Genomic DNA, 20,400 nt, shown 5'->3' with positions numbered 1-20,400 from the left:
AATTTGTTTTAGGCAGGGCTCGACGCATAGCCGAGATCACCTATGTCCGCACGCAGCAAGGTTTCGCCTATCCTGCCGTGGTCATCGATCGCTTCTCGCGTCGTGTCGTCGGCTTGTCGATGCAGAGCCGACAGACGACGGATGTGGTGCTGCAACCGCTGCTGATGGCGATGTGGCGAAGAAAGCCCAAGGAAAAGGTCTGATCCATTCGGACCATGCCAGCCAATTCACCGGCACGGACTGGGCGGCGTTCATACGGGAACACAATCCGGTACACTCGATGAGCCGCCGCGGAAACTGCCATGACAACGCGGTTGCGGAGAGCTTCTTCAACCTGCTGAAGCGCGAGAAGATCAGGCGATGGACCTACCGAACATGCGAAAAGCCAGGCAGGATGGGATCGACTACGTTGAGATGTTCTACAACCCGAAGCGCAAGCACGACCGGAATGGAATGCCGTCGCCCGTCGACTTCGAGCGGCAGCAGAAACTCAGATACGAAGACGTCCAAGAAACGCGGGGCTATTCAGAGCGAATGTTTTGGAAGGCTGCTTGTGGTTTTTTCTGGGTGACAAATTGAGACAGCCTAGAAGCTTCCCAAGCACGCGATTATGTTTTGGGAAACGCGGATTACTACAATAAAGATGGAGAGATATTAGTTCAAGATATCTTCTCCATATACAAATCGAAGCCTAGCGGCCAAGTAGCTGCGGTTTCAATCTATTCTTTGGATGAAGAAGAGCACTCTCACCTGTACTTTGAGATGTACTTTTCCGCGATTTTGGGCCTGCCGATCTCCTGTTGCCGCATACCTGACATCTCAGGCCAACCGTTGGAACGAATAGACTTCGCCCACCAGGAAGGCTCGGGCATGCACTGGAACGTATTGGTACCCGACCGCGTTTAATTTCGATTCATTTAAAACAAGGGAGAGCGGAATGGCATCGCGCGCAATCTGGAAGGGGCAATTGCGGTTGTCGCTGGTCTCAATCCCCATAGAAATTCATTCAGCCACCAAGACGTCCTCTCGCGTGTCTTTCCGCCAGATTCACGAACCCAGCGGAAAGCCCGTGAAGTACGAAAAGTCGGTGCCCGGCATCGGACCCATAGACGCCAAGGATATCGTTAAGGGCTACGATACCGGCAATGACAAATACATGCTGATCGACCCCGAGGAACTGGACGCGATCAAGCTGGAAACAAAGAAAACCTTCGAACTGGTTCAGTTCGTCGACGCCTGTGAAATCTCTCCCCTATATTTCGACAAGCCCTATTATGTCGTGCCGACCGACGATCTGGCGCAGGACGCCTACCGCGTCGTTCGCGATGCGCTGCGCTCGGCGGGCAAGGTCGGTTTGGGCCAGTTCACCATGCGCGGCAAGGAGTACCTTGGAGCGATCAAGCCCTGCGGTGACGGGTTGCTGCTGGAAACGCTGCATTATGCGGACGAACTGCGCAAAGCCGATCCCCTGTTCGGGGAAATCGCGGATGAAAAGGTGGACAAGGAACTGCTGGAGGTCGCCACCACATTAATCGACCGCAAATCCGGCCCCTTCGATGCCTCGGCGTTTACGGACCATTACGCGGAGGCGCTTCATGAACTGATCGAGGCCAAGCGCAAGAACAAGAAGACGAAAAGCGTTTCGACGGCAGAAGATGATGCACCGTCCGGAGAGAACGTCGTGGATCTGATGGCCGCGCTCAAGGAGAGCGTCAAGAAGAGCAAGGCGTCGGGCAGGAGCACGCGCAAGAAAGCTTCCTGACATGGTGCGCGCCGCCGATCCGCTCGCCGATTACAATGCCCGGCGCGATTTCAGCAAGACGAAAGAGCCTGCCGGGAAGAAGGGCGAGAGCCGCAGCGGGAAGTTGCGGTTTCTTGTACAAAAGCACGACGCCACACGGTTGCATTATGATTTCCGGCTGGAGTGGGAAGGTGTGCTGCTGAGCTGGGCCGTGACGCGGGGCCCCAGCGACGATCCGGGCGAAAAACGCCTTGCTGTGCGGACTGAAGATCACCCGCTGGACTACGGCACATTCGAGGGGACGATCCCTGCCAAGAATTACGGTGCTGGAACCGTGATGATGTGGGACGAAGGCACCTGGCTGCCGGAAAACGACCCCGACAAGGGTCTCAAGGAAGGCAAGCTGGCTTTTACCTTGATGGGTGCGCGGATGAAGGGCAGCTGGACCTTGGTAAGGATGAAGACCAAGGGCGAAAAGCGCGAAAACTGGCTGCTGATAAAGCACCGCGACTCCGTTGCCACTGATGAACCCGACCGGCTGACGGAAAGCTTCGACGTCTCTGTCTCCACGGGCCGTACGATGGAACAGATCGCCAGCGGCGCAAAGGCCAGATCCATCAAGAAGGCCGAGGTCACCACGCAGACCGGCAGGCGCCCGCCCTACCGCGCCCCCCAACTCGCGACACTGGTGTCGGAACCGCCCGAGGGCGATGACTGGATCTTTGAAACAAAATTCGACGGTTACCGTTGCCTTGCGGCCCTCGGCAAGGGCGGCCCCCGGCTCTGGACGCGAAACGGAAAGGACTGGACGGAACAGTTTCACGCGCTTCAAGGTGCCTTCGACCCCCTGCCCTGCAAATCAGCTCTGATCGACGGCGAGGTGATGGCCCGCAACATTACCGGCTCCGCGTTTTCCTCATTGCAATCAGCGCTGAAAGGCGGAAGGCCACTGGTGTTCTTTGCCTTCGACCTGCTGTCGCTCGACGGCACCGACCTGACGAAAGAGCCCCTTCTCGACCGCAAGGAAAAACTGGCCACACTGTTGCAGCATCTGCCAGATGACGGCCCGCTGCGCATGAGCACGCATATCGAGGGTGGCGGTCAGGATCTCTTTGCGCGTGCCTGCAAGACCGGTGCGGAGGGTATCATCGCCAAGCGTGCAGAGGCCTTGTATTCCGGACGGCGCACGAAAGACTGGCTCAAGATCAAATGCACAAGGCGGCAGGAGTTCGTTGTGGGCGGCTACTCCCCCTCCGACAAGAAGGGGCGGCCGTTCGCCTCGCTGCTGGTGGGCGAGAACGGACCGGAAGGATTGCGTTACCGCGGGCGCGTGGGCACCGGCTTTGACGAGGCGGCATTCGACACGCTGACAACGGCCTTCAGGAAGCGCAAGACCAGTCCCTTCGCAGACGTCCCCGCCGAGATCGCCGCCGACGCAAAATGGGTCACGCCTGCCTTGGTGGCGGAAGTGGACTTTGCCGAATTCACCGCAGACGGGCATATCCGACACGGCAGCTACCTCGGCCTGCGCGACGACAAGGACGCAAAGGAGATCAGGTTGGAAACGCCAAAGGGCAGACCCGAAAGCGCCGAGACCACCAAGGTTGCGGGCATTATCATCAGCCACGCGGACCGCGTGATCTTTCCCAAGAAGGATATCACCAAGGGCGACGTAGCGCGTTATTACGACGCCGCCGGTGAACGGCTACTGGAGATCGCGGGCAAACGGCCCCTTTCGCTCTTGCGCCTGCCCGAGGGAATGGAGGGCGAGCAGTTTTTCCAGAAGCATGCCGGGAAAGGCATGCCGAAGGAACTGCACCGTATCGAGATCTCCGAAAGCGACGGCGAAATCGCCACCTACCTCGACGCCACCCGCGCCAGCGCCTTTGTCGCTGGGGCACAGATGGGCACGATCGAATACCACATCTGGGGCGCGCGCTCGGATCGGCTGGACCGACCAGACCGTCTGGTTTTCGACCTCGACCCTGACGAGGGGCTCGGCTGGCCACAGGTCCGTCGTGCTGCATTCGACGTGGCGGACCGGCTGGACGCGCTCGGCCTTGCGTCCGTCCCGGTGGTCAGCGGCGGCAAGGGAGTGCATGTTTGCGTCTGCCTCAAGCGTCGGCAGGAATGGGAAACGGTCAAGCTGTTTGCCAAGACCTTGGCCCATATCATGGCGCAATCGGAACCGGACCGATTCACGGCAAGCATGTCCAAGGCAAAGCGCAAGGGACGCATTTTTATCGACTGGCTGCGCAACGAGCGCGGATCGACGGCTATCGCACCCTACTCAATCAGAGCGCGACCAAATGCTACCGTAGCGGTCCCCGTGACTTGGGATGAGTTGAAAAGGCTGAGTGGCCCGGACACTTTCAGCCTGAAAGCGGCAACAGGACGGCTTGATGCGGACTGTCCTTATTTGAAACGCCTCAACGACCCGGAGTCCCTGACATCAGCAACCATCGATGCACTTTCAAATCTACAGTAGGATGGGTCTTTGCTTCAGCGGGAGGCCCGATCACACCTGCCGCCGGCGGTCATCGAAAGCATGAGTTAAGGCACTTTTCATTGGCTGTACCTCTGGACCCGAACGGTGCCTGTGACATTGGGTTGAAGGGAGACACAGGGCCGCGCCGGATCAGCTGTTCCCTGCCCTTCGCGGACCTTTGTGCCACGTGCAGCGGATGAGCAGTGTCAGCCCAAAGCAACCGTAGGTGCGCGGACTAGAAACGTGACTTGACCCAGCACGCCGGGCAGGTCGTGGTGTTTTGCGACATTAAGCGAAGCCGTCCAAGATATGCAGATATAGGATTTTGCCAGCGGTGGTTCGGTCGAGGCGGACGCGTTGGCGAGGTCACAATACGTAGTTGATTGCATTGTGCCCCATGGCGGTCCGTTGCCATGCCATGGTGCACTAACCTCGTCATCGAAAATCTCGTCATGTCAATGCGGGATCGACGAACTCCCACGCCGCATTAACGCCTAAGCTGTTGGCACGGTACCACCGTCGATCACGTACTCGGTACCCGTGATCGTGCCCGCACGATCCGAAGCGATGAAGGCAATGAGGTTCGCAATCTCTTCCGGCTTCGACGGACGCCCGATCGGTACACCGCCCAGCGAGTCAATGATCATCTGCTTTCCCTGTTCCACGTCCACCCGGTGCTCCGCCGCGAGCCGCTTTGCCAGTTGCACCGAGGATTCCGTTTCGATCCAGCCCGGAGAGACCCGCGCCACGCGCACGCCATTGGGCGACACCTGTTTCGACAGGCTCTTGCTGTAGGTCGAAAGCGCTGCCTTTGCGGCGGCGTAGGCGGTGGTCGCTTCGGGTAGCGGCAGTCGGCTCTGGATCGAGGTGACATGGATCACCACCCCTGAACCCCGCGCCTCCATCTCCGGTAATAGCGCGCGGTCGAGCCGCACTGCCGGCATCAGGTTCAAATCAATCTCTTTATGCCACTCGGCGTCGTCAAGGGCGCGGTAACCGCCGGCCGGAGCCGAGGAGCCACCCAGCATATGTACGACCACGTCCACACCGCCAAGCCGGTCATGCACCGCCCCGGCCACTGCGCCGCAGCCCTCCGGGGTCATGAGATCGGCCGCAACGAACTGCGCCTCCGGCATCTCGGGCGGCCTGGTGCGGGCTGTGGTCAGCACCCGCGCGCCCAGGTCCTGGAAGAGCTTTACCGTGGCGGCTCCGGCACCGCGTGTGCCGGAGGTGATGTGCGCGCGTTTGCCCTCGAGCGTCACGAAAGGGCTCATGGCACGATCTCCAGTTCCGCGATCAGATCGTCCTTCAGTACGAAGAAATACCGCAGGTCGACGGGGCTGCCGGGGAAGTCGCCGACGAGGTGACTGGTGACGACGCTGCGCCCGCCTTCTTCGGCCAGCGAGAAGGGGTCAACCGTGTAGGTGTACTTGGTCGAGGTGGTCGTCCTCCACTGCCGGATCTCGTCTCGACCGGTATAGGTATTGCCCTCGTCCACGACGGTGGCGTCCGGGGTGAAGCATTCCGAGATGGCCCCGGCGTTGCCCTTCTTGTCCGCCTTGAAATAGGCGTCGATGACGTCGGGTAGGTCGATACTCATGGTCATTTCTCCTGTCTTGTCGGTCTGATTGAGGATGTTCAGGTGCGGGTGCCGATCTCGGCGTTCGAGCTCTTCGTGCGCGAAGGAATCTTTTCCGTGGGAACGGAGGTCAGCGCGGCCACGGCATCGACTTGCTCGGGTGCCGCCTGCTCACCCTGCCCACGGAAAGAGTTATCCAGCAGCAGGCGCAGCGAACGGTTGGTTTCCATCGGCAGGAAGGAGATCATGCAGTCCTCTTCGAGCGAGGTCGCCTCCGCCGCCACGACACGGACGTCCTTCAGACCGGCTCGGCCGTGGGTAATAATGTAGTTGTTGTACTGTTCGCGGATCAGCAGCCGGGGATGGCGCATGGTGGCGGGCGCGGGACTGTGCTTGAATGTCCAAAGGAACTTGGCGGAGCTGTCGGGCGATGAGCGCATCAAGGATACGATAGGCTTGGGCTGTCTGCTCAGCGCTGACGAAGAGCTGGTCGTACTGCATTTTTTCAAATCCATTACCGTTCTGTCTCCCAATCTACCGCTTTGACGCCATGCCGATAACCGGGATAAATCGAGATGTGGAATTGCGGATTTCGGGACAATCATCATGTACAAGCTGACGGATTTCGACGCGGTGCTGGCGATCGGCCGGCGGGGATCGTTCCGGGCGGCGGCGCTCGACCTCGGCATGTCGAACAGCGCCCTGAGCAACGCCATCGCCAAGCTGGAAGAGCAGCTTGGTGTGCGCCTTTTCAACCGCACGACGCGCAGCGTCTCGCTGACCGATGCCGGACGGCGCTTTGTCGACCAGGTCAGCCCGGCGCTGCGGGACATTCATCAGGCGCTCGACACGGTACGTTCGCAGCAGGAAACTCCGCGCGGCACGCTGCGGATCAACACCTTCGCCACGGCGGGGCGCGAGTTTCTCGCGCCGCTCGTGCTGGAGTACCTCCGGCGGTTTCCCGATGTCCGGGTCGATGTCGTCACCGAAGGCAACCTGGTCGACATTGTCGCGGAAGGTTTCGATTTCGGGGTGCGCAGCCAGCCGCTTGTTCCTTCCGACATGATCGCCATCCCGATCGGGCCGCTGCGGCGCTACGCAGTGGTAGGCAGCCCCGCCTATTTCGCAGGGCGGTCGGTACCGCAGGTCCCCTCGGACCTACTCGGCCATGCCTGCATCAGAACCCGCCTGCCGAACGGCGGCATGTTCCGCTGGCAGTTCTTATCCGAGGGCGAACCTGTGCAGGTAGACGTACACGGCCCGATCACTCTGGACGAGGCCAGCCTTGCCCGGATTGCCGCGCTGGAGGGGGTCGGTATCGGCTACTTCATGGAATCCGACGTACGTGAGGATATCGAGGCGGGCCGGCTGATTCGCGTACTGGAGGACTGGACCCCGCCGCTGTCGCCCCTGTGCCTCTATTACGCCAGCCGGCGCAACCCGCCTGCGGCCTTCAAGGTCTTCGTCGACCTGGCCCGCGAACTCTCCCGCGGGCGCTAATTTCTCTGGAAAAATGGTTAGAAACTTTAAAAGTTTCCGACCTCTTCCGAAGGGCGCGTTGCGGCGTCTGGAAGCGCCTATCAAGACGCAGGCCCCAAGGAGGCCTATGTCGACGGCAAGATGGTCTCGCACAAAGGCTGGACGGCGTTGACCCGTTTCATGCGAGAATGCCTCGAGTTACTCGGGGCCGAGAGCCGCCACATCTGAAATGGCTCATCCAGGTTAAGACATTGGCCGCCGCAAGTGGCCTCCGTTTCTTTCGCGGCAGGGCCGCCTAGGCGGCGCAGGAATACCCTCCGTCCACGGGCAGGCTGATGCCGGTGACAAAATCCGACGCGGATGAGCACAGGAAGAGCGCGGCTCCGCCCAAGTCCGCCGGTCGGCCCCAGCGTCCCGCTGGCGTGCGCGCCAGAACGCGCTCGTTCAGGTCCGATACCTGCTCGCGGGCCATGACCGTCATATCCGTATCGATCCAGCCGGGCAGGATCGCGTTGACCCGGATGTTGTCACTGGCCCAGGCGGTGGCCAGTGACATGGTCAGTTGCACCACGCCTCCCTTGGCCGCGGCGTAGGGCGCGGACTTGGGCGATCCGAAGAGGGACATGAGCGACCCAATGTTCACGATCTTTCCGCTTCCGCTCTTCACCATCAGGGGATAGGCCGCCTTCGAGACGATGAAGGCCGAGGTGAGATTGCTCGCAATCAGGCCATTCCACTCGGCGACCGAATAGTCCTGCGGCAGTTTACGGTCGTTCGTGCCGGCGTTGTTGATCAGGATGTCCAGCCTTCCGAAACTGTCGACGACGCCTGCCATGATTTTCGCGACGCTCTGCTCGTCTGTCATGTCGCCGTTGAACGCCATCGGGGTCGGGAAGCCTTCGCGGGCAAGAGTCGCAGATGCAGCGGCGTTTTTTTCGCCGTTTCGTCCGACAATCGCAATCGTCGCGCCCGCATCGGCGAGCGCCGCCGCCATGGCGAGACCAATGCCGCCATTGCCACCAGTGACCAGCGCCACCTTTCCGGAGAGATTCATCATGATCGGTATCCTTCTTTCACGGGCGTGTCCCACCTCGGTCCTAGCCCTGACAATCTGGGTGACAAATACAGCTACGCAACCAAAGAATCGCGACGCCTGTAGAATCATTTTGTCAGGCCAAAAGCTTCAGGAATACCGTCTTTGTCTCTATGTATCGGTCAATTATGCTATTTTAGTTGTGGAATTCCCTCTGATTAATAAGACAAAAGACAAAAACTCCTCACCCAGATACGAAAGTGAATATTGATATCTTTTTAACCATATGCCTTATTTGCCCAACCAAAGAGGCGCTGAGCCTCTCCCGGTCCGCTGGAGGAGATGGGCCGGGCATCGACCCTAGGGAGGACAACATGACTTTCGTAAACAGGCTTTCAGGGCTGGCGGTTCTGACCGCTTCGGCGCTTATCCTTGCCGGAGCGGCCATGGCCGCCGACTACAACTGGACGTTCCAGACGTCGGAAACGGCAGGCGAACCGGGGTTCGTCAACAAGCAGAAATGGGCAGAAGAGGTCGGCAAGCTGTCCGGTGGCCGGATCGAGATCGAGATCCTGCCGATAGGCTCCGTCGTGCCCCATACCGACACGCTCGACGCGGTCGGCGCGGGCATCCTGCAGGGTCACCTGACCGACCCCAGCTATTTCACGGGCAAAGACCCGGCCTTCGCGATGATGGGCAACCTCGTCGGCGCGTGGAGCGACCCGTTCGAACTGCTGGGTTTCATGGAGAGCGGCGGCGGCAATGAACTCTACTCCGAACTGGTCGAGCCCTATGGCGTCAAGTTCATCGGCGCGGCGGCAACCGAGCCCGAGGCCTTCGTCTCGCGCGTGCCGATCCGCACGGTCGAGGACCTGAAGGGCGTCAAGATGCGGGCGCCCGAAGGCATGGTCTACGAGATCTTCTCGAAGGCGGGCGCGGCACCGGTGTCGCTTCCGGGATCCGAGATCTTCTCGGCGCTCGACAAGGGCGTGGTGGACGCGGCGGATAACACTGTCTTTGCGACAAACCAGTCGCTCGGCATGAACGACATCGCACATTACCCACTCTACCCGGGCTTCCACTCGCTGCCGATGATCGACGTCTCGATGACGAAATCCATCTGGGACGAGCTGCCCGAGGACCTGCAGGAAATCTTGACCGCCTCGGTCAAGCAGTTCAGCTTCAACCACATCTTCTCGGTCCGGCAGCTTGATGCTGCGGCGGTGGAGAAGGCCAAGGCGAACCCGGAGATCGAGATCATCAACTGGTCCGGCGACGAGCGCGCCAAGTTCCGGCGCATCGCGCAGGAGGAATGGCAGAACTGGGCGCCCAAAACCGAGATGACCCAGCGCTATTACGATGCGGTGACAAAATACCTTCAGGGCCGCAACCTGCTTTGATCCAAGCATAATCCAATAAAGCAGCGCCTGGCCGACTTGCGCCGGGCGCCGTTCTGACAGGCAGGGAGGCGGGCCGAACATGGCCGACGAGAGCGACATCATCAACAAGGTCGAGAACGAGGATTCGGAGATCCGCACGGGCCTCGACCGGGCGATCGCGGGGTCGTCCAAACTCTTCGCATGGGCGATCTTCGTCGCCTTCCTGATCACGGTCATCGAGGTGGTCGCCCGCTATGTGTTTGACAGCCCGACCTTCTGGGCGCACGAGACGACAACCTTCCTGATCGCCGCGATCTTCCTGATCGGCGGCCCGGTGGCACTGGCGCGCGACAAGCACATCCGGGTGCGGATGTTCTACGACGCGGTCGGGCCGCGGCGGCGGCGCTCGCTGGACATCTTCAATTCTATCGTGGCGCTCGTCTTCTTCGCGGGCCTCGCCTATGCGAGCTGGATCATGGTCGGTAAGTCATGGTTCACGCCGACGGGAGCCATGCACCTCGAAGGTACGGGGACCTCGTGGAACCCGCCGACGCCGGCCCTTCTGAAGCTGCTGGTGCTCATCTGCGTGGTTGCTATGTTCGTCCAGACAGTGTTCCACCTGATCGACGCGCTCCAACGCGACACCTCCTCTGTCACGCGCGGAGGCGAATGATGGGGCTGAGTTCTCTCGGGATCGAATACGGATCCTACCTTCTCGTCGCCGCGATCTTCGTTCTTCTTCTCACCGGCCAGCCGCTGGCATGGGTCACGGGGCTGGTCGCGCTGATCTTCACCTTCGGATGGTTCGGGCCCATGGCGCTGCCGCTGGTGACCGCCCGGATCTTCGGTTTCATCACCGAATATTCGCTCGTCGCCATCCCGATGTTCATCCTGATGGCCGCGCTCCTCGACCGCTCCGGCATCGCGCGCTCCCTCTTCAACGGGATGCGCATCCTCGCCGGCCGCCTGCCGGGCGGCGTCGCGGTGCAGACCCTTATCGTGGCGATCCTGATGGCCGCCATGTCGGGCGTCATCGGCGGTGAGATCGTCCTTCTCGGCATTCTCGCCCTGCCCCAGATGCTGCGGCTGGGCTACGACAGGAACCTCTCCATCGGCGTGGTCTGCGCCGGGGGATCGCTCGGGACAATGATGCCGCCCTCGATCGTGCTGATCATTTACGGGCTGGTCGCCAATGCCTCCATCGCCGACCTCTTCATCGCGGCGATCACCCCTGCCCTGCTCCTGCTTGGGTTCTACGTGGCCTACGTGCTGTTTCTCTGCTGGCGGAACCCGAAGCTTGGCCCGCCGATGTCGCGTGAAGAGGCAGAAAAGGAATCCCTCCTGTCTGCTCTTCGATCGGTGGCTGCGCCGCTCTTCATCGTCTTCGTCGTGCTGGGCTCGATCTACGGCGGCATCGCCTCGATCACCGAGGCCGCGGCCATGGGCGTCTCGGCCGTGCTGATCATCGCGCTGATGCGGCGCGAGCTAAACCTCAAGATGATCCAGGATAGCCTCGTCCACACGCTCGAGACCTGCGGGATGATCATCTGGATCGGGATCGCCGCCGCCGTGCTCGTGGGCGTCTACAACCTGATGGGCGGTAACCGTTTCGTCTCGCAGGCGATCCTCGGGATCGAGGCGCCGCCGGTGGTCATTATCATGGTGATGATGCTGATCCTGCTGGTGCTGGGAATGTTCCTCGACTGGATCGGGATCGCGCTTCTGACCCTGCCTATATTCGTCCCGATCGTGGTCCAGCTCGGTTACGACCCGATCTGGTTCGGCATTCTCTTCGCGGTGAACATGCAGGTCTCCTACCTTACGCCGCCCTTCGGCCCGGCCGCCTTCTACCTCAAGAGCGTAGCGCCGAAGGAGATCACGCTGAAGCACATTTACACGGCGCTTTTGCCCTTCATCGCGCTGCAATTGGTGGTTCTCGTGACCATCCTCTTATTCCCGCCAATCGCAACCTGGCTTATATGAAAGCCCTTTGACCATTCGACACGAGGCAAGACAGTTGGACTACACTTTCGAAGAAACCAGTCATGGATCGGCAGTAGATCAGGTCGTGGCCCAGATACGGGAGCTGATCGACACCGATGGGCTGACGGTCGGTGACAAGCTCCCGACCGAGCGCGAGCTCTGCGAACGTTTTGCCACCAGTCGCAACACCGTGCGCGAGGCGATGCGGATGCTGAAGGCCTACGGGATAGTCGACGTGCGGCCCAAAGTTGGTGCGACGATCATCGATGAACGGATGAACCGCGCGCTGGACATCTTTTCATTCAACGTGGCCGAGATCTCGCGCCGGACCTTTGACGATATCCAGGGGTTCCGCGAGTTGATCGAGACCGGCACCGCACTCGCCATCTTTGACGCTGTCACGCCAGAGGACCTCGCAGAACTGCGCGACCTCAACCGCCAGATGGTGCAGGCCCGCAGCGTCGTGGAAGCGTCGGAGTTCGATTACCGGTTCCATATCAAGCTGATCTCCCTGATCGGGAACCGGTCGATCCTCGATGTCTACGGTATCATGAAGCCGGTGATCCTGAGGATTATGCAGCGCGGCAAGACGCGGCGCATCATCGAGGGCGAAACCTACCGTGAGCACGAAAGCGTCCTGAGTGCCATCGAGGAGGCGGACCACCTCGCCTACCAGTACCTCATGCGGACCCATCTCCGGAAAGGCCTTGCAACCTTTTCCGAACAGACTGGCATTCCGGAAAGCAGAACCTGACGAGCAAAACGAGCGAGAGCCGGCGGTCAGCCGGCCGGACAATGGAAATTTAAAACTCTCTGGGAGGAGAAAATGAAACTTAAGACGTTGTTTGCAACGCTGGTGACAGCGACTTTTCTGAGCGGGGGCGTGCTTTATGCCGGCCCCAATGTTGTTTCGGGCCCCGGCGCCGAGCCCGAGTGCTTTGCCCCTTGGGACAAGGACACGACCTTCATGCAATGGTCCGCCAAGGAAGGCCCTTACAAGATCGCCGTGGTGAATGGCTTCGTGGGCAATACATGGCGCATCCAGATGGTGAAGACGGCCAAAGCCTTCGCCGAGGATCCAAGCATCAAGGACAAGATCTCGGAGTTCAAGGTCGTCTCGACCGGCACCGACGCGCCCGCGCAGCTCGGCGCCATCGAGGATTTCATCAACCAGGGCTATGACGCCATCATTACCATCGCCGTGGCGCCCACGGGCTTTGACCGGGTGATCCGCCTGGCCGACAAGAACGACGTCGTGCTTGTGCCCTTTGACAACGTGCTCGACACCGACGCGGTGATGCAGGTGAACGAGGACCAGCTTGCCATGGGCAAGAGATGGGGCGAGTTCATTCTGGCCGAGCTGGACGCCATGGGCGTCGACGGCGGCAAGCTGCTTGAGGTGCGCGGCCTGGCTGGCAATTCGGTAGACCGGGACCGTTCGCAGGCGATCAACGATGCCATCGCGGCGGATGACGGCGACTGGGAGGTGGTTACCGTGGTTGGCAACTGGGACGATGGAACGACGCAGAAGGTTGTGGCCGACGCCATCGCCGTGCACGGCCAGTTCGACGCGGTGATCGGCCAGGGCGGCTCCAACGGGATCGTGCAGGCGCTGAAAGACGCGGGTCACCCGTGGGTGCCTGTCGCAGGCGAGTCGGAGAACGGGTTCCGCAAGGCCATCGCGGAGTATTCCGACGAAGGACTGAAGGGCATTTCAATCGGCCAGTCGCCGGGCCTCGTGGCCGTTGCGATGAAGGCGGCAATCTCGGCGCTGGAGGGCAACGTCATGCCGCAGCTTATCTCGGTGCCGCTGCCGGTAGCCACCTACAAAGACCTCGAGGACGGCAAAAACTACTGGTCCGAATTGCCGGACAACTTCTTCACTGTGAACGAATTTCCGCCCTGTAATGTGAACATTTCGGGGCCGGATATCATGGCAGAGAGCGAAGCCGACACGAACTGAGATCAGGTGGGTGACCGGCCAGCCGGTCACCCCATTCCCTATCCTTCAGGATATGCAGTATGCAAAGACCAATCGTCGAATTGTCTGATGTCTCTATCAGCTTTGCCGGAGTGAAGGCTCTGGAGGGCGTGGATTTCTCATGCCATGCCGGAACTACCCACGGGATCCTTGGCGAGAACGGCGCGGGGAAGTCAACGCTAATCAAAATCATCTCGGGCGTGCTCAAACCCGATACCGGAACCATCGCCCTGAACGGCAAGACAGTCAGCTTCTCCGGCCCCGCCGAAGCTGCGGATGCCGGTATCGTCTGTATGTTCCAGGAGCTCTCGCTGATCCCCGACCTCAGTGTCGCCGACAACATTTCCCTCCAGCGCCCGCCGCGGCGTCTGGGGCTGATCGACAAGCACGCACAGATCGTCCGCGCGGAGGAGCTTCTGTCCCGCGTGCGCTGCGAGGATGTCGATCCGCGCGCCATGGTCCGCGACCTGTCGCTTTCGCGCCGGCAGATGATCGAGGTTGCCAAGGCGCTCGGACGCGACCCCAAGGTGCTGATCCTTGACGAGGCGACCTCGGCTCTCACGCAAAGAGACGTCGAAACGATTTATGGATTGCTCGACGAGCTGCGCGATGACGGGGTCTGCAGCCTCTTCATCAGCCACCGAATGCACGAGATCGATGCCCTTTGCGACCGGCTCTCGGTTTTTCGCAACGGCCATCATGTCGAAACTTTCGCCAAGGGTGAACGCTCGGACGCCGAGATAGTACGCCTGATGATCGGGCGAGACGTCACCGCGAAATTCCCACCGAAGCCTGCCCCCAGAGAGCGCGCGCCGGTGGTTCAGCTCGACGATCTCCGCTGGCAGGACCGGCTCAAGGGCATCTCGCTCACCCTTGGCAAGGGAGAGATCCTCGGCATCGGCGGGCTCGACGGTCAGGGTCAGAAGGAACTGCTGCTGGCCCTATTCGGCGTCCTGAAAGGGGTGGGCGGCACCGTTACTGTCGGGGAAAATAACGGCCTTGCTCCCTCTCCCCATGCGGCCAAGACCGGCCGGAACCGGATCGCGCTCATCCCCGAGGACCGCAAGACCGAAGGCCTGATGCTTTCGCTCTCCATCGCTGACAACATCATCGCCGCCGCACTGGACAAGGTTTCCTCCGGGGCCGTCATCGACCGCGCGCGCCTCGATGCCGCGGTGCAAGATGGGATGGACCGGCTGAGGATCAAGGCGGGCTCAACCGAAGACGCGGTCAAAACGCTGTCGGGCGGGAACCAGCAGAAGGTCGTGCTGGCCAAGTGGCTGATGATCTCCCCTGACGTGATCCTGATGAACGACCCGACGCGCGGCATCGACGTGGGCACCAAGCAGGAGATTTTCCGCATGATGCGAGCGCTGGCGGACGAGGGTAAATCGATTCTCTTTTATTCCTCCGACTACGCCGAGCTGATCGGCTGCTCCGACCGTGCGATCGTGCTCTACGACGGCCAAGTGGTGAGCGAACTGACCGGCGATGCGATCACCGAAGAGGCCATCGTCGCGGCCTCGCTCAACATGCAGGGAGAGATGGCATGACTCGCTGGATCGGACAGAACCGGGGATTCGCCGCCGCGCTGGCGCTCTTCCTGGTGCTCTACCTCTCCTATCACCTGATCCATCCCCGTGGTTTCTCGACCGCGGTTCTTGTCCAGAACTCGAACGAGCTGGTGGCGATCGGCTTTGTCGCCATGGCCCAGACGGTGCCGGTGCTGCTTGGCGGGCTCGACCTGTCGGTCGGCGCGATCATGACACTGGCCGCCTGCGTGGCCTCTTGGCTGCTGGATGGGAGCCCGGTGCAGATCGCGCTGGGCATGATCGCGACACTCGCGGTCGGTGCGGGTTTCGGCCTGATGAACGGTCTGATCGTGGTCTATGGCCGCCTTCAGCCGATCATCGCGACGCTCGCCACGGGGGCCATCGCCATCGGCCTCGCCCTGCTGATCCGGCCGAACCCCGGCGGCAATGTCGACGGCGACCTGAACTGGGCGCTGACCAATTCAATCTACGATTTCGCCGACACCTACGGGATCGCAAACGGTGGCGAAGCCGCGTGGCTGCAACCGTTCATTAACATCCCTGTCCCGCTAATCCTCCTTTTCGGCACAGCCTGCCTTGTCTGGTTGCCCTTCAAGCGTACCGTCACGGGCCGAACCGTCTATGCCGTCGGTTCAGCAGAGGGAGCGGCCTTCGCCTCGGGCCTGCCGATCGACCGGGCCCGGATCGCGGCCTTCACGCTCGCGGGCTTCTTCGCCGCTTGCGGCGGGCTCTACCTTGCGATCCAGACCTCGACCGGCAATGCCGACGTGGTGCAGGCGGGCGCTTATACTCTCAATTCCATTGCCGCGGTAGTCCTTGGCGGCACCGCTCTGCTCGGCGGAACCGGCGGCGTGATCGCCTCGATCCTCGGAGCGATGATCCTGCGGGCAGTGTCCTTCTATTTCCGCATTCTCGACATCGACCCGCTTCTGCAACCGCTGATCGAAGGTATCGTGCTGCTGGCGGCTGTAAGCGCGGTGGCCTTCCGAACCTTCCGCGTGAAGAACCAGCTGGAGCTCTTCCGATGACAGCACTAACTCAGATCCGCCCCGCGGACCGCCCGATCCTGATCGCTTTCGGCTGCACTATACTGATCCTGCTGATCGGCACGGCCTATACAATGTCGACGACCGGCACGGTGCCGCTGTTGCAACCCTCTTACCTGATGCAGCAGTTGCAGATTGGCTCTTTCCTCGGGCTCTGCGCTGCGGGGATGATGCTTGTCATCCTGACTGGCCACATCGACCTCTCCGTCCCTTGGACTGTTACCTCCGCTGCGATGATCGCGACCTCGGTTGGCGGCCCCTGGGCGATCCCGGCGGGGCTCTCGGTGGGGCTCTGCGTCGGATTGGTCAACGGCTTCGGCGTCTCCGTGCTGCGGGTGCCGGCGATGATCTTCACGCTCGGCCTCGACACGGTCCTCCGCGGATTGATGGTCGCCCGCACCGGCGGCTTCGCACCGCAGGATCAGGCCACTCCGGCGATGCTTTACCTGGCCAAGTCAAAGCTCATGGGCGTGCCGGTTGCGCTGTTTGTCTGGATCGCGGTCTCCCTGCTCGTGACCTTCATCCTGACGCGTACAACCTTCGGCCGCGCGCTCTATGCCATTGGTACCAAGGAACGCGCGGCCTGGCTCTCGGGCATCCGTACCCGGGCCGTCGTAACCGGGGCCTTCGTCGGTTCGGGCCTCTGTGCAGCGTTGGCCGGCGTCCTTCTGGCGGGATATTCGGCCAAGGCGTACCAAGGGATGGGCAACAGCTTCCTCCTGCCCGCCATCGCAGCCGTGGTTTTGGGTGGAACGCATATTCTGGGCGGGCGTGGACGCTATGCAGGAACTTTCCTGGGCGTCGTGCTGATCGTCCTACTGAATTCCGTGCTGTCGATCATGCAGATGCCCGAGGCATTGCGGCAGATCATTTACGGTACGGTCATCATCGGCATGCTGCTTATCTACGGGCGCGGAATGAGGGTTTCGGAATGACACAGGACAAGACACTGACGCTGAGCGCGCACGAGATCCTGCCGAAGGACGAAGGGTCCCTGCTCGTCGGCCGAGTCTGGTCGAAGACAGCGAGCGGACCCTGCGTCGTGTTTGTGCGCGAAAGGGAGGTGCTGGACCTCACCCGTGCCGCCCCTACGATGGCGGACCTGCTGGAAATCGATGACCTCGTTGGGGTACTGGAAACCAACGGTCCCTCTCTCGGTCCGCTCGACGGTTTCCTGGATCAGGGCGACGGCAAGGGTAACGCCGGACACCTGCTGGCACCCTGCGACCTGCAGGCCGTCAAGGCGGCAGGCGTGACCTTCGCAGGCTCGATGATCGAACGCGTGATTGAGGAGCGCGCCAAGGGTGACCCGACCCAGGCCCAGGCGATCCGCACAGAGCTGGCCGAAATTCTCGGTGGCAATCTTCGCGGCCTGGTCCCGGGCTCGGACAAGGCGGCCGAGGTGAAGGCCCATCTGCAGAAGGCCGGGCTCTGGTCGCAATACCTCGAGGTGGGGATCGGCCCGGATGCCGAGATATTCACCAAGGCACAGCCGATGTCAGCCGTGGGCTGCGGCGCCGAGATCGGTGTGCATCCCGGTTCGCACTGGAACAACCCGGAACCCGAGGTGGTGCTCGCGATCAACTCGCGCGGTGAAATCCGCGGTGCCACCTTGGGCAATGATGTGAATTTGCGCGATTTCGAAGGCCGCTCGGCTCTGCTGCTTGGCAAGGCCAAGGACAACAACGCCGCCGCCGCCATCGGCCCATTCATCCGGCTTTTCGAGGGGCGTTTTACACTGGAAGACCTGGGTACCCTACGGGTCGGCCTGGAGATCACGGGGGACGACGGTTTTACACTTTCCGACCATTCCGACATGGCCCAGATTTCACGCCAACCTGCCGATCTCGCGGCGCAGCTTCTGAACGCGACTCACCAGTACCCGGACGGCGCGATGCTCTATCTCGGTACGATGTTCGCACCCACCAAAGATCGAGACGGGACAGGGATGGGCTTCACCCACAAGATGGGCGACGTGGTTTCTGTCTCCTCGCCCCAGCTCGGCCGCCTTGTCAATCGGGTCCGCCCCTGCGATGCCGTCGCAGCCTGGACCTTCGGCACGCGCGCCCTGATGGGAAACCTAACGGCAAGGGGGATCTTGCAATGAGCAAACGCCGTCTGCGGAGCCAGGACTGGTTCGACAATCCTGACCATGCCGATTTGACAGCGCTCTATCTCGAGCGCTTCATGAATTACGGGATGACCCCCGAAGAGCTGGCCGAGGGCCGACCGATCATCGGCATCGCGCAATCGGGTAGCGACCTCTCGCCCTGCAACCGCCACCATATCGACCTGGCCAAGCGGGTGCGCGACGGCATCCGCGATGCCGGCGGCATTCCCATCGAATTCCCCACCCACCCGATCTTCGAGAACTGCCGCCGCCCTACGGCGGCGCTCGACCGCAACCTCGCCTATCTCGGCCTGGTCGAGCTGCTGCACGGCTATCCCATTGATGGGGTCGTGCTGACCACCGGCTGCGACAAGACGACCCCCGCCGCGATCATGGCCGCAGCGACCGTCGACATCCCGGCCATCGTCCTGTCCGGTGGCGCGATGCTCGACTCGGTCCACGAGGGCCGCCTTGCGGGCTCTGGCACCGTGATCTGGCAGTCCCGCCGCCGCTATGCGGCGGGAGAAATCGACCGGGCGGAATTTCTGGAGGCAGCGCTAGACTCCGCACCCTCCATCGGACATTGCAACACGATGGGAACGGCCTCTACGATGAATGCCCTCGCCGAGGCAATGGGCCTCTCGCTCACCGGCTGCGCGTCCATCCCGGCCGCCTACCGCGAACGCGGGCAGATGGCCTATCGTACCGGAAAGCGCGCGGTCGAGCTGGTGGAAGAGGACTTGCGCCCCTCGCAGATCCTCACCCGGGACGCGATGCTGAACGCCGTGCGGGTGAACGCGGCCATCGGGGGCTCGACCAACGCGCAGCCCCACCTCGCCGCCATCGCCGATGCCGCAGGCGTGGAGCTGAACCGGGATGACTGGCAGACCTACGGCTACGATATCCCCCTGCTTGCCGACGTGCAGCCCGCCGGGCGCTTCCTGTCGGAACGCTTTCACCGCGCGGGCGGCGTGCCCGCCATCATGTGGGAACTGTCGGAGGCCGGTGTGCTTCAGACCGACTGCATGACCGTCACGGGCCGAAACATTAGCGAGAACCTTAAGGGCCGCGAGGCGAAGGACCGCGAAGTCATCCGCCCCTATGCCACGCCGTTGATGGAACGCGCGGGCTTCCGTGTCCTCACAGGTAACCTTTTCGACTTCGCGATCATGAAGACCTCTGTAATTTCCGAGGACTTCCGGCGCCGTTTCCTTTCGGACCCGGGCAACGAGAACTGTTTCGAAGGCCGCGCGGTAGTATTCGACGGGTCCGAAGACTACCACGGCCGGATCAACGACCCGGCGCTGGACATTGACGAACGCTCGATCCTTGTCATCCGAGGCGCCGGTCCGCTCGGCTGGCCCGGATCTGCGGAAGTGGTGAACATGCAGCCGCCCGACCGGCTGATCCGGGCGGGCATCACGAGCCTGCCGACAATCGGCGACGGGCGGCAATCGGGCACCGCGGACAGCCCCTCAATCGTGCACGCCTCTCCGGAAAGCGCGGAGGGCGGCGGTCTCGCCTGGCTGCGAAGCGGGGACATGATCCGGATCGACCTGAATACCGGGCGCTGCGACATGCTGGTCGACGAGCATGAGATCGCGCAGCGGCAGCGGGAGACGCCACCGGCCACACCCGCCGAACAGACACCATGGCAAAAGATCTACCGGCGAGAGGCGACGCAGCTGAGCGAAGGAGCCACGTTGCGGTCGGCCAAAGGATTTCACCGCATAAGCATGAAGCCGCCGCGACACAATCATTGAGACTTAGCTCTGTGTCCTGAGCGAAAATTCTACCGCAAGGCAGCTCTAGAAAAGTGTTTTCCTGTCGGGTTACTTCCCGGCAGAAGCGGTGCATCGCCGAGGCGACCAAGACGTTGGTCGACTCGGCAAGGTTTAGATGGATGATATTGCTGCAAGTGTAATTTCCGGTTCGGTCGTGCAACCGGTTACCCACAGCTCTGAAATTCTGAAGCTCAGGGCGCCTGCGCGGCATGGCGCGGCGCTTGCTTCCTATAAACGTTATTGC

Annotated in this window: 17 protein-coding genes and 1 pseudogene; 14 read left to right on the top strand and 4 right to left on the bottom strand. The window is 61.5% G+C overall.

The window, feature by feature from the left end:
- Nucleotides 1–26: 26 nt before the first annotated feature.
- From ACU0FH_RS14035 to ligD, 3 genes and pseudogenes are all read left to right on the top strand, one after another.
- Nucleotides 27–507: pseudogene (locus ACU0FH_RS14035) on the top strand (IS3 family transposase); the annotation flags it as partial.
- 430 nt (nt 508–937) lie between these two features.
- On the top strand, nt 938–1,762 hold the full coding sequence (ku, locus tag ACU0FH_RS14030; RefSeq protein WP_446195266.1) for a non-homologous end joining protein Ku: 825 nt from the start codon (nt 938–940) through the stop codon (nt 1,760–1,762).
- A 1-nt stretch (nt 1,763) separates the two neighbouring features.
- Nucleotides 1,764–4,229 (top strand): DNA ligase D, encoded by a 2,466-nt coding sequence (ligD, locus tag ACU0FH_RS14025; protein WP_446195265.1) that lies wholly within the window; start codon nt 1,764–1,766, stop codon nt 4,227–4,229.
- A 494-nt stretch (nt 4,230–4,723) separates the two neighbouring features.
- Here ligD and ACU0FH_RS14020 read toward each other — a convergent pair whose 3' ends face one another.
- The 3 genes from ACU0FH_RS14020 to ACU0FH_RS14010 are packed head-to-tail and all read right to left on the bottom strand — an operon-like array spanning nt 4,724 to nt 6,323.
- Nucleotides 4,724–5,503: an SDR family oxidoreductase gene (locus ACU0FH_RS14020; RefSeq protein WP_446195264.1), complete on the bottom strand. Its 780-nt coding sequence runs from the start codon at nt 5,501–5,503 to the stop codon at nt 4,724–4,726.
- Nucleotides 5,500–5,829, bottom strand: coding sequence for a nuclear transport factor 2 family protein (locus ACU0FH_RS14015; RefSeq protein ID WP_446195263.1), 330 nt, complete (start codon nt 5,827–5,829; stop codon nt 5,500–5,502). Before ACU0FH_RS14015 ends, ACU0FH_RS14020 begins: the two co-directional genes overlap by 4 nt.
- 38 nt (nt 5,830–5,867) lie before the next feature.
- Complete coding sequence (locus tag ACU0FH_RS14010; RefSeq protein WP_446195262.1) at nt 5,868–6,323, bottom strand: hypothetical protein; 456 nt, start codon at nt 6,321–6,323, stop codon at nt 5,868–5,870.
- A gap of 91 nt (nt 6,324–6,414) precedes the next feature.
- Here ACU0FH_RS14010 and ACU0FH_RS14005 point away from each other — a divergent pair, with 91 nt between their 5' ends.
- Nucleotides 6,415–7,308, top strand: coding sequence for a LysR family transcriptional regulator (locus ACU0FH_RS14005; RefSeq protein ID WP_446195261.1), 894 nt, complete (start codon nt 6,415–6,417; stop codon nt 7,306–7,308).
- Nucleotides 7,309–7,582: 274 nt separating this feature from the next.
- Here the strand turns inward: ACU0FH_RS14005 and ACU0FH_RS14000 are convergent, their stop codons facing one another.
- Entirely contained in the window at nt 7,583–8,344 is a 762-nt protein-coding gene (locus ACU0FH_RS14000) for an SDR family NAD(P)-dependent oxidoreductase (RefSeq protein WP_446195260.1), read from the bottom strand.
- A 350-nt stretch (nt 8,345–8,694) separates the two neighbouring features.
- Here ACU0FH_RS14000 and ACU0FH_RS13995 point away from each other — a divergent pair, with 350 nt between their 5' ends.
- The 10 genes from ACU0FH_RS13995 to ACU0FH_RS13950 all read left to right on the top strand — a co-directional run bounded on the left by ACU0FH_RS13995 (nt 8,695) and on the right by ACU0FH_RS13950 (nt 20,135).
- Nucleotides 8,695–9,720 carry a TRAP transporter substrate-binding protein gene (locus ACU0FH_RS13995; protein ID WP_446195259.1) on the top strand — a complete coding sequence of 342 codons (1,026 nt, stop codon included), beginning with the start codon at nt 8,695–8,697 and terminating at the stop codon, nt 9,718–9,720.
- A gap of 79 nt (nt 9,721–9,799) precedes the next feature.
- Nucleotides 9,800–10,372, top strand: a complete 573-nt coding sequence (locus tag ACU0FH_RS13990; RefSeq protein ID WP_446195258.1) for a TRAP transporter small permease subunit — start codon at nt 9,800–9,802, stop codon at nt 10,370–10,372.
- Entirely contained in the window at nt 10,369–11,682 is a 1,314-nt protein-coding gene (locus ACU0FH_RS13985) for a TRAP transporter large permease (protein WP_446195257.1), read from the top strand. The genes ACU0FH_RS13990 and ACU0FH_RS13985 overlap by 4 nt, the downstream gene beginning before the upstream one ends.
- Nucleotides 11,683–11,716: 34 nt before the next feature.
- Nucleotides 11,717–12,436: a FadR/GntR family transcriptional regulator gene (locus ACU0FH_RS13980; RefSeq protein ID WP_446195255.1), complete on the top strand. Its 720-nt coding sequence runs from the start codon at nt 11,717–11,719 to the stop codon at nt 12,434–12,436.
- A 72-nt stretch (nt 12,437–12,508) separates the two neighbouring features.
- The gene (locus ACU0FH_RS13975; RefSeq protein ID WP_446195254.1) at nt 12,509–13,645 is read left to right on the top strand and encodes a sugar ABC transporter substrate-binding protein; all 1,137 of its coding nucleotides are present in this window, start codon (nt 12,509–12,511) and stop codon (nt 13,643–13,645) included.
- Between the two features lie 59 nt (nt 13,646–13,704).
- Entirely contained in the window at nt 13,705–15,216 is a 1,512-nt protein-coding gene (locus ACU0FH_RS13970; protein WP_446195252.1) for a sugar ABC transporter ATP-binding protein, read from the top strand.
- A complete protein-coding gene (locus ACU0FH_RS13965) occupies nt 15,213–16,244 on the top strand; it encodes an ABC transporter permease (protein ID WP_446195251.1) in 1,032 nt (343 codons plus the stop codon). Before ACU0FH_RS13970 ends, ACU0FH_RS13965 begins: the two co-directional genes overlap by 4 nt.
- A complete protein-coding gene (locus tag ACU0FH_RS13960) occupies nt 16,241–17,197 on the top strand; it encodes an ABC transporter permease (RefSeq protein WP_446195250.1) in 957 nt (318 codons plus the stop codon). Before ACU0FH_RS13965 ends, ACU0FH_RS13960 begins: the two co-directional genes overlap by 4 nt.
- Complete coding sequence (locus ACU0FH_RS13955) at nt 17,194–18,369, top strand: fumarylacetoacetate hydrolase family protein (RefSeq protein WP_446195249.1); 1,176 nt, start codon at nt 17,194–17,196, stop codon at nt 18,367–18,369. The genes ACU0FH_RS13960 and ACU0FH_RS13955 overlap by 4 nt, the downstream gene beginning before the upstream one ends.
- A complete protein-coding gene (locus tag ACU0FH_RS13950) occupies nt 18,366–20,135 on the top strand; it encodes an IlvD/Edd family dehydratase (protein WP_446195248.1) in 1,770 nt (589 codons plus the stop codon). Before ACU0FH_RS13955 ends, ACU0FH_RS13950 begins: the two co-directional genes overlap by 4 nt.
- The last annotated feature ends 265 nt before the right edge of the window (nt 20,136–20,400 follow it).

The organism is Heliomarina sp. (genome assembly GCF_052826185.1).
Note: the sequence above shows the minus strand (reverse complement) of the source record. Positions and strands in the feature narration are given on the sequence as shown.